This is a genomic window from Blautia sp. HCN-1074, assembly GCF_037890165.1.
In the GTDB taxonomy this organism is placed as follows: Bacteria; Bacillota; Clostridia; order Lachnospirales; family Lachnospiraceae; genus Blautia_A.
Window position 1 is genome coordinate 13553 of the sequence record NZ_JBBKBP010000021.1, and the last position, 13622, is coordinate 27174.

General features: G+C 40.3%; 13 protein-coding genes and 3 pseudogenes. 15 read left to right on the top strand and 1 reads right to left on the bottom strand.

Going from position 1 to position 13622, the window contains the following annotated elements; genetic code table 11:
* Positions 1–23 precede the first annotated feature (23 nt).
* Positions 24–224 (top strand): cysteine-rich KTR domain-containing protein, encoded by a 201-nt coding sequence (locus WKT11_RS15230; RefSeq protein WP_117980623.1) that lies wholly within the window; start codon positions 24–26, stop codon positions 222–224.
* A gap of 66 nt (positions 225–290) precedes the next feature.
* Here WKT11_RS15230 and WKT11_RS15235 read toward each other — a convergent pair whose 3' ends face one another.
* Positions 291–647 (bottom strand): helix-turn-helix domain-containing protein, encoded by a 357-nt coding sequence (locus tag WKT11_RS15235; protein ID WP_117739535.1) that lies wholly within the window; start codon positions 645–647, stop codon positions 291–293.
* Between the two features lie 27 nt (positions 648–674).
* On the opposite strand from WKT11_RS15235, the pseudogene WKT11_RS15240 reads away from it, so the two are divergent.
* The 14 genes and pseudogenes from WKT11_RS15240 to WKT11_RS15305 form a co-directional block, all read left to right on the top strand.
* A pseudogene (locus WKT11_RS15240) lies at positions 675–809 on the top strand (DUF4368 domain-containing protein); the annotation flags it as partial.
* Positions 799–1362 (top strand): annotated as a pseudogene (locus WKT11_RS15245) (Fic family protein); the annotation flags it as partial. The pseudogenes WKT11_RS15240 and WKT11_RS15245, both read left to right, overlap by 11 nt.
* Positions 1363–1932: 570 nt before the next feature.
* Complete coding sequence (locus WKT11_RS15250; protein ID WP_340285186.1) at positions 1933–2421, top strand: DNA-deoxyinosine glycosylase; 489 nt, start codon at positions 1933–1935, stop codon at positions 2419–2421.
* A 28-nt stretch (positions 2422–2449) separates the two neighbouring features.
* Positions 2450–2692: pseudogene (locus tag WKT11_RS15255) on the top strand (ABC transporter ATP-binding protein); the annotation flags it as partial.
* Positions 2693–3236: 544 nt separating this feature from the next.
* Positions 3237–3791 (top strand): manganese efflux pump MntP, encoded by a 555-nt coding sequence (locus tag WKT11_RS15260; protein WP_118136443.1) that lies wholly within the window; start codon positions 3237–3239, stop codon positions 3789–3791.
* Between the two features lie 110 nt (positions 3792–3901).
* Positions 3902–5491, top strand: a complete 1590-nt coding sequence (locus WKT11_RS15265; RefSeq protein WP_243009581.1) for a DUF1002 domain-containing protein — start codon at positions 3902–3904, stop codon at positions 5489–5491.
* Positions 5481–6062, top strand: a complete 582-nt coding sequence (locus WKT11_RS15270; protein ID WP_340285187.1) for a GNAT family N-acetyltransferase — start codon at positions 5481–5483, stop codon at positions 6060–6062. Before WKT11_RS15265 ends, WKT11_RS15270 begins: the two co-directional genes overlap by 11 nt.
* 256 nt (positions 6063–6318) lie before the next feature.
* Positions 6319–7521, top strand: coding sequence for a class I SAM-dependent methyltransferase (locus WKT11_RS15275; protein WP_178761321.1), 1203 nt, complete (start codon positions 6319–6321; stop codon positions 7519–7521).
* Positions 7522–7541: 20 nt separating this feature from the next.
* Positions 7542–8048, top strand: a complete 507-nt coding sequence (locus WKT11_RS15280) for a flavin reductase family protein (protein WP_117674425.1) — start codon at positions 7542–7544, stop codon at positions 8046–8048.
* 12 nt (positions 8049–8060) lie between these two features.
* Positions 8061–8471, top strand: coding sequence for a hypothetical protein (locus WKT11_RS15285; RefSeq protein ID WP_117674426.1), 411 nt, complete (start codon positions 8061–8063; stop codon positions 8469–8471).
* 87 nt (positions 8472–8558) lie between these two features.
* Complete coding sequence (locus WKT11_RS15290; protein ID WP_118136435.1) at positions 8559–9404, top strand: DUF5685 family protein; 846 nt, start codon at positions 8559–8561, stop codon at positions 9402–9404.
* Positions 9397–10044, top strand: a complete 648-nt coding sequence (locus WKT11_RS15295) for a J domain-containing protein (protein ID WP_117844616.1) — start codon at positions 9397–9399, stop codon at positions 10042–10044. The genes WKT11_RS15290 and WKT11_RS15295 overlap by 8 nt, the downstream gene beginning before the upstream one ends.
* A gap of 160 nt (positions 10045–10204) precedes the next feature.
* The gene (locus WKT11_RS15300; RefSeq protein ID WP_117844614.1) at positions 10205–11191 is read left to right on the top strand and encodes a diaminopimelate dehydrogenase; all 987 of its coding nucleotides are present in this window, start codon (positions 10205–10207) and stop codon (positions 11189–11191) included.
* Between the two features lie 411 nt (positions 11192–11602).
* Positions 11603–13075: an N-acetylmuramoyl-L-alanine amidase family protein gene (locus tag WKT11_RS15305; protein ID WP_118136434.1), complete on the top strand. Its 1473-nt coding sequence runs from the start codon at positions 11603–11605 to the stop codon at positions 13073–13075.
* The last annotated feature ends 547 nt before the right edge of the window (positions 13076–13622 follow it).

The window sequence follows — 13622 nt, forward strand, 5'->3', positions numbered from 1 at the left end:
AACAAACTCTGTTAATGATATTTATGAATCAAACAAAGGAAAAAATAGAATGGTTATTATGTCCAATCTGTAGTAATAAAACTAGATTGAAAGTACGAAAAGATACGGAATTAATAAATTTTCCTCTATTCTGTCCAAAATGCAAAAAAGAAAGCTTAATCAACGTAAACAATTTAAAAGTAACCATTGTAAAAGAGCCAGACGCAAAGACGCAGAGCCGATAATACCGAGAATGAGTTAAGAATTTCTTGGGTTATCGGCTTATTTTATTGAATATGCAAGGTGGAGGATTACTTGTCCTCCACTTCCTTTGATTTGATGATTCCGTCAGCAACGCTTTCCATGATAACCAAATCCTTATCGGACAAGTTATCAAGTCGTTTTTCCAACTGTCGTCTTCTGGTGCTTTTTTCCAGATCAGACGCAGGCAGGAAAAATTCATCAACGGAAACATTAAGTAATGATACAAGGTCATAGAACACCTGTAAACTTGGGTGTTGCCCTTTGTTTTCGATATTTGTTAAATAGCGTGGGTCAATCTCAATCATTGCTCCCACTTGCTCACGAGTTAATTTTTGCTTTTTACGAGCTTCTTTGATTGCAAGACCAAAAGCTCTAAAATCATATTTATCTTCTTTTTTACGCATATGTAATCACCTCACTATATTTTACTGTTAAACCGTTCTATGCTGGTTGAACTGATTGACAGTATATATGTGTATCAAGCAGAGGGAACCGGCAAAGAACGTACTCAAAAAGTGGAAATCAATTATAGATTTCTTTGTGAGTCCCAATGTGGTATTGCATGAGGGAAACACACGAACTACAGCAGTATTTTTTATTAAGTATCTTAGAACGCTAGGATTTGACGTAACCAATGATATTTTTGCGGAGAACGCATGGTATTTTAGGAATGCGCTTGTTAGAGCTAATTATAACGATTTAAAAAATGGTGTTCATGAGACAACTGAGTATTTGGAAATGTTTTTAAGAAATTTGTTGTTGGATGAGAAGAATGAACTTCATAATCGTTCGATGCATATTAGTGGAGTGTTTGAAGAAGTGGACATTGAAAACACAAAAGTGGATATTGAGAGTGAAGAAGTGGACATTGAAAACACAAAAGTGGACATTCGAAATAAATTACTTTCTTTCTCAGATACGATTTCAGAAAAAACAATAAATCATACAGTAGAAATATTCTCAAAACATGGAAAAGAAGATTACTTTGGAAGAACGATTGTAGAAGATATTACCGGATTAAAGCCATCAGGCGCTTCCAAGTTAATAAAACTGTTGGTTGATAGTGAAGTGATTGTGCCGGTAACTGGACATGGAAAAGGAAAATATCGGTTTCAATAAAAGGGGACGTTGAAAGGGTGTTAATGCCATTCGCAAAACTGCCCAAAACAAATCTGCGGACCGATATATTACCAAATTCGGTAGCTGTATTTATAATGATTTTGCATTATAAAAGTGTTACAAAATATCGACATACCCGCCACACGTTTACAAAGTTAAACGGTCTGTACGCCATGTCTTAACCTTATAATTGCGGATGTTAACAACATGTCAGGGGGGTAAAAACCCAGTAACCATGCGGGTTCGCGTACTGTTAAAGCGGTGAAAAACGATTCCGCATGTGGAGACGGTAGTTTTGATGTCAAGGGTAAAATAGGCAAAGGCAGAAATGTCTGGAAATTAAGGGCATTAAGACCAATGGTAGTAATTTGAAGTGCTGCTGTTGGTCTTTTTCTTTTGCCTTGCCACGAACATATCTGTTCAAAGATGTTCCTGTTGGAGGGTTGCTTTGAAGAACAACTATGGAAAATTGGTGGGGGTGAGAATATAAAATGAATGACAAATGATGAGAAAATGTTTGATAATATTCGTAAATGAGATTAAAATAAATAAAAGGAAGGACAAAACACCATGAAAATAGAACACACAATCGCACCCGTATACGATGAAAATTCAAGAATTCTGATACTTGGCAGCTTTCCATCGGTGAAGTCCCGAGAACAGAAGTTTTTCTACGGACATAAACAGAACCGATTCTGGAAGGTACTTGCAGGTATTCTTGGCTGTGAAGTACCACAGACAATCGAGGAGAAGAAAAAGATACTTCTTACACACCACATTGCAGTGTGGGATGTGATCCAAAGCTGCGAGATCGAAGGCTCTTCCGATGCCAGTATTCGTAATGTGATACCGAACGACCTTTCTGAAATTTTAAAGACTGCCGACATTCAGGTGATTTATACGAATGGTGGGAAAGCATATGAACTATATCAGAAATACATTTTTCCGGTAAATGGAATCAAGGCAGATAAACTCCCGTCAACCAGTCCTGCCAATGCCGGATATTCGCTGGAATGCCTGAAAGAAGCCTGGAGTAAAATATATAAGTCAGGTGATTAAAATCAGGAAGAACAGGAACAGATACAGGGTATCCAGACTAGCATCCCGCTTCTGGGATATCACCAGAGGACAGATCAAAGTCGGTGGTATGGACATCTCAAAAATAGATCCGAAAACCCTGATGTCTATCTATTCAATCGTATTTCAGGATGTCACGCTGTTTAATAACTCCATTATGGAAAATATCAGAATCGGTAAACAGAATGCAACGGATGAAGAAGTAATCGCAGCGGCAAAACTGGCTCACTGTGATGAATTTGCAGAGTTACTGTTCACACGACACTATCCCGCGAGGTGTTTTGGCATGAGAATGCCAAAATCCCGAGACATACCGCGCGAATTTATGCGAATAGCATAAATTCTGTGCATCGCGAAGCGTGTTACTGAGAACGGAGTGAACAGTAACTTTGCAGAAAAGCTGCCGGATGGAAATTGTAAAAGACTACTTGATAAACAATAATCAATATGATAGAATATGGACATTCTCCGCGAGGGAGTAATCGGCATATTCTAAAGGATATGTAGTACTATCGACATAATGGTGCAATGCGCACCCGGTATTACAGTAAACGATGAGACTCATGGACAGTTAGAACAACTGTCTGTGTGTCTCTTTTTTTATGTCACAGAAAATTACTCCGTAATGTTCCAGTGACATAAAAAAGCCCTCCGGGCAGTATCGCACTGCGGCGGAAAGGAATTATGTCGCTGAAGCGACCCGCCGCAGGCGAAGAATTCTGCCTGCAGGGTTCTTTCCTGTGCCGCGGCAGCAATTCTATAAAAATATTTTACACAGATAAAGGAGAGAAAAAGACATGAATATTTTTGAACTGTTTATACTGGCAATAGGGCTGTCCATGGATGCATTTGCGGTATCCATCTGTAAAGGACTTTCCCTTGGCAAAATCAAAGCAAAACATATGTGCATCGCAGGTGCATGGTTCGGCGGATTTCAGGCATTAATGCCTCTTATTGGATACTTCGGAGGACGATTCTTCGCAGACAAAGTAACCCGCTACAGCCATTGGGTAGCATTTGTACTTCTGTTATTTATCGGAATCAGCATGATCAAAGAATCCGGAGAAGAAGAACACGTCAATGCAGATATGGATGTCAAATCCATGTTTTTACTTGCAGTCGCAACCAGTATTGATGCACTTGCAGTAGGCGTAACATTCGCATTTCTCAAAGTAGCAATCGTCCCTGCTGTTTCCTTCATTGGAATAGTAACCTTCGTCTGTTCAGCCGCAGGCGTCAAGATTGGAAGCCTCTTTGGAATGAAATACAAATCCAAAGCAGAACTATGCGGTGGAATCATACTCATTCTTATTGGAGTGAAAATCCTGCTGGAGGGACTTGGAATTATTTAGAAAAGAACAATAAAAATTACAAATCCCCAACCAAACGTGCTATAATACCAATATCAATAAGAACACAAAATTCAATCAAAAATTGAACACATATCAGGGAGGTTTCTATTATGAAAAAAGCAAAATCCGCAGCCGCACTTTTATGCAGCGCATGCCTGGTACTTTCAGGAACAGCAGTACCGACAATGGCAGATTCCGTGAAAGTGGTAACACTGGGAGCAGATCTTTCCCAGGACCAGAAGAATACAATGATGAAATACTTTAACGTAGACAGCAGTCAGGTACAGATCCTTACCGTCACAAACCAGGATGAAAGAGATCACTTAAGTGCCTATGTACCAATCGAACAGATCGGAACCAGAACAGTAAGCTGCGCATACGTAAAACCAACCCAGTCCGGCGGAATCAAAGTAAGAACAGCCAACCTTAACTGGGTAACCTGTAACATGATTGCTACTTCACTTTCCACATCAGGAGTAAAGAACTGTGAAGTAGTTGCAGCCTGCCCGTTCGAAGTATCCGGTACAGGTGCGCTGACCGGTATCCAGATGGCATATGAGACAGCTACAGGCGAACAGCTTGACAGCACGAAGAAAGAACTTGCAACAGAGGAAATGGTAGTAACAGGAAATCTTGCAGATGAAGTCGGTAAGAATGATGCAACAACTGTTATGAACAATTCCAAGATGCAGGTTATCAAGGATAACGTTCAGAATGCAGATGAGATTTACAATATCGTAGTAAATGTTGCACAGCAGAACAATGTAAATCTGGATTCTGACCAGATCAATAAGATCGTAGAGCTTCTGAAGCAGATTGCACAGCAGGATTATAATTATGATGATGTAAAAGCAACTCTGGAACAGGTAGACCAGAATACATCCGGTGACAGTGGTGAACTCGGTGACATTGCTGACGAAGAAGACGACACTGTTAATGCAGGTGATACAGCAGATGGCGACGATATTCTTAACAGCGTTGATAACAGTGCTCTGGGTGGAGATATCGTAGAGAGTTCTACAGAGAATCCATCACTGGAACAGGAGTCTGGTCTGGTTGAGGATAACAGCAGTGATCAGGATGATGAAATGAATTCTACAGATATGCCGGAGGAAACAGCTGGTGACGAGACAACAGATGACAGCACACTTGGCAATATAGATGAAGAAGCGGATCAAACAGAGGGTGTTGAGAATGGAACTACAACAGATGAACTTGACACTTCCTCATTAACAGAGGATCAGCTGACATTATTTAATAAAGCTGAGAATTTCTGTAAAGGAGAATACGAGGGCGATACAGCTGCTCTTACAACAGCTATGGAAGATGAGACAGCAACCGCATCTGTAGTTCTTGACGCTGAAAATGGTGCAACACTTTCCAAAGATGTAGAGAAAGCATACCTGCAGATTCTTACTGAGGGAACAGATTCCTATCAGGCAGATGGAACTGAAATTTACATGAGCACAGAACTCAATATGGTAGATAAATCCATGAAAGAGATCTTTGGATTAAGCGCAGATACACAGGCAAGCCCGGAGCTTAGCGAACTTTCTGATGAAGACAGACAGACTTTATATAATGAGACAATGAAATTCTTCGAGAAACTCTACGGTGAGAGCAGCGAAACCTATAATACAGATGAGGCAGAGACAACTGAAACCGCAGACACAGAGAACAGCGAAGATTATGCAGAATAATCGAAAAGACCAGGAATATAAGCAGAACCAGAACCAGGATAGTGCTATGCAGGGGACGTTTCTGATACGGAAAGCAGACGAAACAGATGTTGTCGGAATTATGAAAGTTATGAATGAAGCACAGGGCGATAAAGAACATCCGGACTGGTTTGTAGCTGATAATGAAGATTATATCCGTGCGCATCTGAAAGAGCATGGTTTTGTAGTTGTAGCAGAATCTTCAGAAGAAGAGATTGCAGGATTCTTTCTTATTAAATATCCTGAAAATAAGGAAGATAATCTGGGGACTTATCTCGATTTTGATGAAGAACAGCTTGTACATGTAGCAGTCATGGATTCAGCAGTTGTAGGAAATACATACAGAGGCAATGGGCTGCAGGGACGGATGCTCGAAGCAGCAGAGAATTTCCTGAATTTGGAAGAATACTATTATCTGATGTGTACGATACATCCTGATAATCAGTTCAGCAGACATAACATGGAGAACCATGGATATGAAGTAAAGAAGATTGCACTCTGCTATGGTGGACTTCCAAGATGTATACTTCTGAAAAATGCAAAAAAAATCTGAAAAAATACTAAAAATAAAAGAAACAAACAGAAAACAGCCAGTGAAATTTTTGTGATTTCGCTGGCTGCTTTCCGTTATATGTGGAAAAAATAAAATGAATGTGATAGAATGGGTGATTAGAAATAGAAAATTTACTGCATATATAGCAGTGTCAACAAAGGGATATCAGGTTCAAAAACTTTGGCGCATGAGCTTGAACAGCTTTTTGAATTTGATATCATGAAATGTGATGAAAACATAACGAGGAGGAAGATAAATGGGTATAGCAGTTGTAACCCTGAAAAAAGGTGAGGGACGACTTCTGAAATCCGGCGGAATGTGGATTTTTGATAATGAAATAGATTCAATCATGGGAAGTTTTGAGAACGGAGACATAGTTCTTGTCCATGATTTTGACGGATATCCGATGGGAAGAGGATTTATTAATACGAACTCCAAGATTACAGTACGTCTGATGACCAGAGATGAGAATGTTGAAATCAATGAAGAACTTCTGGAGAAGCGCGTACGTGATGCATGGGAATATCGTAAAAAAGTGGTAGATATAAGCAGCTGTCGTCTGATTTTTGCAGAGGCAGATTTTCTTCCGGGACTTGTTGTGGATAAGTTTTCTGATGTGCTTGTTGTCCAGTCACTGGCGCTTGGAATCGACCGTTTCAAAGAGACGATCGTGGAGCTTATTAAGAAAGTTCTTGCGGAAGATGGAATTACGATCCGTGGTGTTTATGAGAGAAGTGATGTAAAGGTCCGTAAACAGGAAGGCATGGAACTGGTGAAAGGCTTCATCGGACCGGAATTCCCGACACTTGTACAGATTGAAGAAAACGGCGTAAAATACGAAGTAGATATCAAAGACGGACAGAAAACAGGCTTCTTCCTTGATCAAAAATATAACAGACTTGCAATTCAGAAATTATGTAAGGGTGCGAAAGTCCTGGACTGCTTCACACATACAGGCTCCTTTGCTCTGAATGCGGGAATCGCAGGTGCTGACAGTGTAACCGGTGTGGATGCATCTCAGCTTGCGGTAGATCAGGCGACAGCCAATGCCGCATTAAATGGCTTATCTGACAAAGTGAAATTTATCTGCGAGGATGTATTTGAGCTTCTTCCTGAACTGGAACAGAAAGGTGAGAAATTTGACGTTGTGATTCTGGATCCTCCGGCATTTACCAAGTCAAGAAACTCAATCAAGAATGCAGTAAAAGGATATAGAGAAATCAATCTGCGTGCTATGAAACTGGTCAAAGACGGAGGATTTCTGGCAACCTGTTCCTGCTCTCATTTTATGGATTACGAGTTATTCACCAGAACAATCGGACAGGCAGCAAAGAATGTACATAAGAGACTGCGCCAGGTAGAATACAGAACCCAGGCACCAGATCACCCGATTCTCTGGGCAGCAGATGAGTCTTACTATTTAAAATTTTATATTTTCCAGGTTTGCAATGACAGGTAATAGAAAGAGAGGACATTATTATGAGTTTTAAAGAAGTAAAAGCAGAAGAACTGACTATGAATCCATTTACTAAGATTGGAAAAGAATGGCTGCTGATCACAGCTGGAAATGAAGAAAAATGCAACACCATGACAGCCAGCTGGGGCGCAATGGGTGTTATGTGGGGAAAGAATGCAGTAACTGTATACATCCGTCCACAGAGATATACAAAAGAATTCGTAGACAGAGAAGATACATTTACGATTTCCGTGCTGGGAGAAGAGTATCGCAAAGCATTAAATTATTGTGGCAAGGTTTCCGGAAAAGGTGTGGATAAGATCAAAGACGCAGGTCTGACTCCATATTTCACAGATGGAACAGCAGGAATCGAGGAAGCAGATATGATCATGGTCTGCAAGAAAATGTATCATGATGAGATTAAACCGGAGTGCTTTGACGCACCAGAAAATGACGGCAAATGGTATCCTCAGAAAGATTATCATACCATGTATATCGCAGAAATCGTGAAAGTTCTCGTGAGGGAATAAAAGAGGTAATCTATGAAAGATAAATTAAATAAATTTATGCAGGGACGTTATGGAGTAGACCAGTTCGCAAGATTTACTCTTGGAGTGGCACTTTTTGTTATCGTGATAGGATCTTTTCTCAGAAGAAATGTAGCAGGCGGCATTTTAGATACATTGGGATTTATTCTTATTATCTATACATATTTCAGAATTTTTTCCAGAAATGTCTCTGCCCGTTATGCGGAAAATCAGAAATATCTGGGTTATACGCAGAAAGTCCGCAGCCAGTTTGCCAGAGAGAAGAATATGATGGAACAGAGAAAGACACATCATATCTATACCTGCCCGGGCTGTGGACAGAAAATCCGTATTCCGAGAGGAAAAGGACAGAAAGTAGAAATTGAATGCCCGAAGTGCCACGCAAAATTTGTAAAAAGACGCTAGTACAGCGAATCAGTAGAACCCCGGCGAAGCATAAGCGGGAGAAAACTTTGAATAATCAAATAGAGTGCTAAATATAATGGAGGAATTATGTTTGGATATGTAGTAATGAATAAGCCGGAAATAAAGTTTAAGGATTTCGACCTTTACCGTTCCTTTTACTGCGGTCTGTGCAGAGAATTGAAAGACAGATATGGAATATCCGGACAGATTTCTCTGACTTATGATATGACGTTTGTTGTAATTTTGCTGAGTGCTCTTTATGAGCCGCCAACCCGGAAAGGAACAACCAGATGCATCATTCATCCGGTACGAAAACAGCCGGTCAGAAGAAATGCAGTGACCGGATATGCGGCAGATATGAATGTACTTCTTACCTATCATAAATGCCGGGATGACTGGGAAGATGAGAAGAAAGCGATGGCCCTTGGGTATTCAAAAGTTCTACAGGGAAAAGTCCGGAAGCTGGATAAGAAATATCCGGAGAAATCACGCCGGATACAGGAACTTCTAAAAGAGCTTTCTGAAATGGAAAAAGCCGGCGAACATGATATTGACAAGATGTCAGGCTGCTTTGGCAGGATCATGGAAGAAATTTTTGCATGGAAACAGGATGTGTGGGAGAATTCGCTGCGGAGAATGGGATTTTTTCTCGGAAAATTCATCTATCTTCTGGATGCATATGATGATGTGGAGGAGGATATAAAAAATAAAAATTACAATCCTTTTTCAGAACAATATATAATGGAAGGGTTTGAAGAGCAGGTACGGCAGATTCTGATCATGATGATGTCACAGACTTGCAGGGAGTTCGAGAAACTTCCTATTATAAAATATACCGATATTTTGAGAAATATTCTCTACTCTGGAGTGTGGGTGCGCTTTGAGGCGGTTCACAAACAGAGAAAAGAATCAGGGGAGAAAAAGAATGATTGATCCGTACAGTATACTTGGGATATCCAGGGATGCATCCGATGATGAGGTAAAGAAAGCATACCGTAAGCTGAGCAGAAAATATCATCCCGATGCCAATATAGACAATCCAAATAAAGAGCAGGCTGAGGAAAAATTCAAACAGGTTCAGCAGGCTTATGAACAGATCATGAAAGAAAGAGAGCAGGGAACTGGCTACGGAAATTACGGGGGCTATAATTATGGAGGCTTCGGAGGCTTTTCCGGTCAGACAGATTCCGGCTATCAGGATGAGGAGAGCATCCGCAGACAGGCAGCAGCCAATTATATTCAGAGTGGACACTACCGTGAAGCTATGAATGTACTGCAGTCACTTCAGCAGAAGAATGGACAGTGGTATTATCTTTCTGCTATGGCAAATATGGGACTTGGAAATAATGTAAATGCTCTGAATGATATTAAAGAAGCAGTTCGTTTAGAGCCAGATAATGCACAATACCGGATGCTGCAACAGCAGATGGAAGGCGGTGGAACCTGGTACCAGGAAATGCAGAATCCTTTTGGAGGCATGCCGACAGGCAGCGATGACTATTGTATGAAACTTTGCCTGGCAAATCTGGCATGCAGCTTATGCTGTCCGGGTGGCGGCGTGTTTTGTTGTTAAAAAAATTCAGTTAGTAATTGACAACTAAAAGTGAAAATATTACTATATTAAAGTGATTTGATATCGAATTGAAGTTCAAAAGTCTTATTGTACAGGCACGAACGACTTTCTGACCTTTTGACTCTGATATCATAATAAAGAATACAGGAGGAAATCAATAATGAGTATTCGTATTGGTATTTTAGGCTACGGTAATCTTGGCCGTGGTGTAGAGTGTGCAATTAAACATAATCCAGATACAGAGCTGGTGGCAGTATTTACACGTCGTGATCCGAAAACAGTTAAGATCCTTACAGAGACTGCTACAGTATATTCTGTAAATGATGCTGAGAAAATGAAAGACAAGATCGATGTACTGATCATCTGTGGAGGAAGTGCAACAGACCTTCCGAAACAGACACCGGAATATGCAAAGATGTTCAATGTAATTGACAGCTTTGACACACATGCAAGAATTCCGGAGCATTTTGATGCAGTAGATGCTGCTGCAAAAGAAAGCGGACATGTCGGAATTATCTCTGTAGGCTGGGATCCGGGAATGTTCTCACTGAACCGTCTCTATGCAAATGCAATCCTTACTAACGGTAAAGACTATACATTCTGGGGCAAAGGTGTAAGCCAGGGACATTCAGATGCTGTACGTCGTATCAAAGGTGTAAAAGATGCAAAACAGTATACAATCCCTGTAGAAGCAGCACTGGAAGCTGTAAGAAACGGAGAGAATCCAGATCTTACAACCAGACAGAAACATACAAGAGAATGCTTCGTAGTTGCAGAAGAAGGCGCAGACCTTGCACAGATCGAGAATGACATCAAGACTATGCCGAACTATTTCGCAGACTATGACACAACTGTACATTTTATCAGTGAAGAGGAACTGAAACGTGACCATAGCGGCATTCCACATGGTGGATTCGTGATCCGTTCCGGAAAAACAGGCTGGAATGATGAGAATAACCATGTAATCGAATACAGCCTGAAACTGGATTCCAATCCGGAATTTACATCTTCTGTACTTGTTGCATATGCAAGAGCTGCATATCGCATGAATAAAGAAGGACAGACTGGTGCGAAGACAGTATTCGATGTAGCGCCGGCTTATCTGTGTGCTGCTGACGGAGCTGAATTAAGAAAACACTTACTGTAATTTGGATGCGTTACTGAGAACAGGGGAAACAGTAACGTAATTTGCAATCAGATTAACTGAATAATCAGAGAATCGCTGATTGATACAGGACGATATATAATAATATTGTACAATTGGCTGTATTACTAAAAACAGAAAAAAGAGACAGGGTTTTTGTGGACTTTGTCTCTTTTTTGTGGATTGAAATGTGAAAAATTGGTGAATGTTTAACATAATTTTACTTGTCTGTTGACTGAATATTGAAAGTGTAATATAATATAGTCATAGAAACGTAACAACATTGTAAAAAACTTTGTTGAAGTTCAGAGCGTATCTGAGAGGTATAAGAGATATAGAGAGTATCCATGCGATACTGCAGACTGTACTTTTCAGACACGCTCTGATAATGAAAAGAAGAAAAGGAAGGTATGTATGCAAAACGTAAACAGGAAACTTAAAATCTGGGGGGTACTTCTGTTTCTGCTGTTTTTTGTCACAGGAATTTCAATGTATTTTACTGCGGCGAATGTACATGCTGAAACGAAAACCGGTTTTGTAACTATTAACGGGAAATCATACTACATAAACGAAGACGGATCTAAGCAGAAAGGCTGGCTTGAACTCAAGGGTAAGAAGTATTACTTTAATGCAACGACAGGCGTTCAGGTAAAAGGCTGGGCAACTGACAGTAAAGGGAGAAAGAGGTATTTCAGCAAGAATGCCGGAGTTATGTTGACTGGCTGGCTTACTGATTCAAAGGATCAGAAGAGATATTTTGATCCATCTACAGGATTCATGCAGACAAAATGGCTGACGCTGAATGGCAGGAAATATTATTTTTATAGCAACAGTGGTGTAGCTGCCTGCAAAACATTCCTTACAGACAGTAAAAATAACACGAGATATTTTACCAGTGCATGTTATATGCTTACCGGATGGACTAAGAATTCAAATAATGAGTACAGATATTTCGAAACAGAAGATGGAATCATGGCAAAAGGATTCCAGACACTTGACGGAAAGAAATATTATTTTAGTACAGGCAGCGGTAAGATGGCTGTAGGTTGGACGACTATCAGCGGAAACAAATATTATTTTGATAAAGAAACCGGTGTAATGGCCACAGGTGATGTGACTATTGATGGTACAAAATATCACTTTACTTCTGACGGTGTATTAAATAATACAACAACTCCTACAGGATCAAAGACAATCAAGAATTATCTTGCCGGTGCATTACAGCCGGTTGGACAGGCTCTGTATGTATGGGGTGGTGGCTGGAATGATTCCACAAGAAAAGGAACAAGCCAGACAATGACTGATTTCTATAACAGCCAGAGCAGCAGTTATGATTATAATAACTATCGAGACCTTAGCACTGCGAACCGCGCGAAAGGATTTGACTGTTCAGGATTTGTAGGCTGGGCAGCATATCAGGTAATGCAGAGTAAATCCGGTGTCGGAAGCGGATACACAGTTGTTTCCGGCGAGGTTGGTTCTTATTATAAATCTATGGGTTGGGGAAGTGTTCTCACTCAGGCAAATCTGGCAAGTGATGACTGGACGGTATATCCTGGTGATGTTGGATATGACAGTGGTCATACATGGATCATTCTCGGACAGTGTAAGGATAAGAGTGCGGTGATCGTACACTCTACACCGAATGCAGGTGTTCAGATCGCAGGTACACCAACACCGTCAGGTGATTATTCAAGCCAGGCAATTACATTGGCACAGAAATATATGTCAAGATATCCTGGATTTACGAAATATGCTTATCATACTTCATCAGGCAACTACATCAGAAGGGGTAATTATCTGAGATGGAACAGAAGTACACTTTCAGATCCGGATGGTTATCTGAATATGACAGCAGATCAGATTCTCGCAGATCTGTTTAGCTAAAAATGAAATAAAAAAGCAGCTTTCATGAGGAAGGCTGCTTTTTTATTTGCTGCAAATATGAAATTATAGCAATCTTCGTAAATAATGCATCTTAATCCAGCCCATCAGAGTGTGAAATCCTGCGTCAGATATCTTTGCCGTGCGTCAGCACGCCTGCAGATATCTTCCTTGTCTTTCGCACTCTGCTGAACTGTCTTAAATGCATTATTTACGAGGATTGCTATAGGATTGGCCACTTGCTTTTAACCAAATCAAGTAAGTCCCCTGCTTCAATTGCGAAGAGCAATAAGCAGTGGGTGGGGACTTGCTTGTATCAGAAGGGGTACAAGCCCCTTCTGATAAACTGCGAAGCAGTTATTTGGTTATGAGCAAGTAGCGAAAGCGGATTGCGAATATCCGATTGACATATTACAGAAGCACAATGAAATATGTTTGAATTGTGTGAAAAACTAATAAGAATCACAAAAAGATTACCAAATGTTACAGAAATATAAAATTTGTTGTAAATAACCCTTGCGTTTCTAAATGTGATATGTTAATATGTATA

Coding starts and splice junctions, on each gene's coding strand:
- WKT11_RS15270 (WP_340285187.1), top strand. CDS start 5,481: ATGCAGAATAATCGAAAAGACCAGGAATATAAGCAGAACCAGAACCAG.
- WKT11_RS15295 (WP_117844616.1), top strand. CDS start 9,397: ATGATTGATCCGTACAGTATACTTGGGATATCCAGGGATGCATCCGAT.
- WKT11_RS15260 (WP_118136443.1), top strand. CDS start 3,237: ATGAATATTTTTGAACTGTTTATACTGGCAATAGGGCTGTCCATGGAT.
- WKT11_RS15300 (WP_117844614.1), top strand. CDS start 10,205: ATGAGTATTCGTATTGGTATTTTAGGCTACGGTAATCTTGGCCGTGGT.
- WKT11_RS15280 (WP_117674425.1), top strand. CDS start 7,542: ATGAGTTTTAAAGAAGTAAAAGCAGAAGAACTGACTATGAATCCATTT.
- WKT11_RS15275 (WP_178761321.1), top strand. CDS start 6,319: ATGGGTATAGCAGTTGTAACCCTGAAAAAAGGTGAGGGACGACTTCTG.
- WKT11_RS15250 (WP_340285186.1), top strand. CDS start 1,933: ATGAAAATAGAACACACAATCGCACCCGTATACGATGAAAATTCAAGA.
- WKT11_RS15290 (WP_118136435.1), top strand. CDS start 8,559: ATGTTTGGATATGTAGTAATGAATAAGCCGGAAATAAAGTTTAAGGAT.
- WKT11_RS15235 (WP_117739535.1), bottom strand. CDS start 647: ATGCGTAAAAAAGAAGATAAATATGATTTTAGAGCTTTTGGTCTTGCA.
- WKT11_RS15285 (WP_117674426.1), top strand. CDS start 8,061: ATGAAAGATAAATTAAATAAATTTATGCAGGGACGTTATGGAGTAGAC.
- WKT11_RS15265 (WP_243009581.1), top strand. CDS start 3,902: ATGAAAAAAGCAAAATCCGCAGCCGCACTTTTATGCAGCGCATGCCTG.
- WKT11_RS15305 (WP_118136434.1), top strand. CDS start 11,603: ATGCAAAACGTAAACAGGAAACTTAAAATCTGGGGGGTACTTCTGTTT.
- WKT11_RS15230 (WP_117980623.1), top strand. CDS start 24: ATGAATCAAACAAAGGAAAAAATAGAATGGTTATTATGTCCAATCTGT.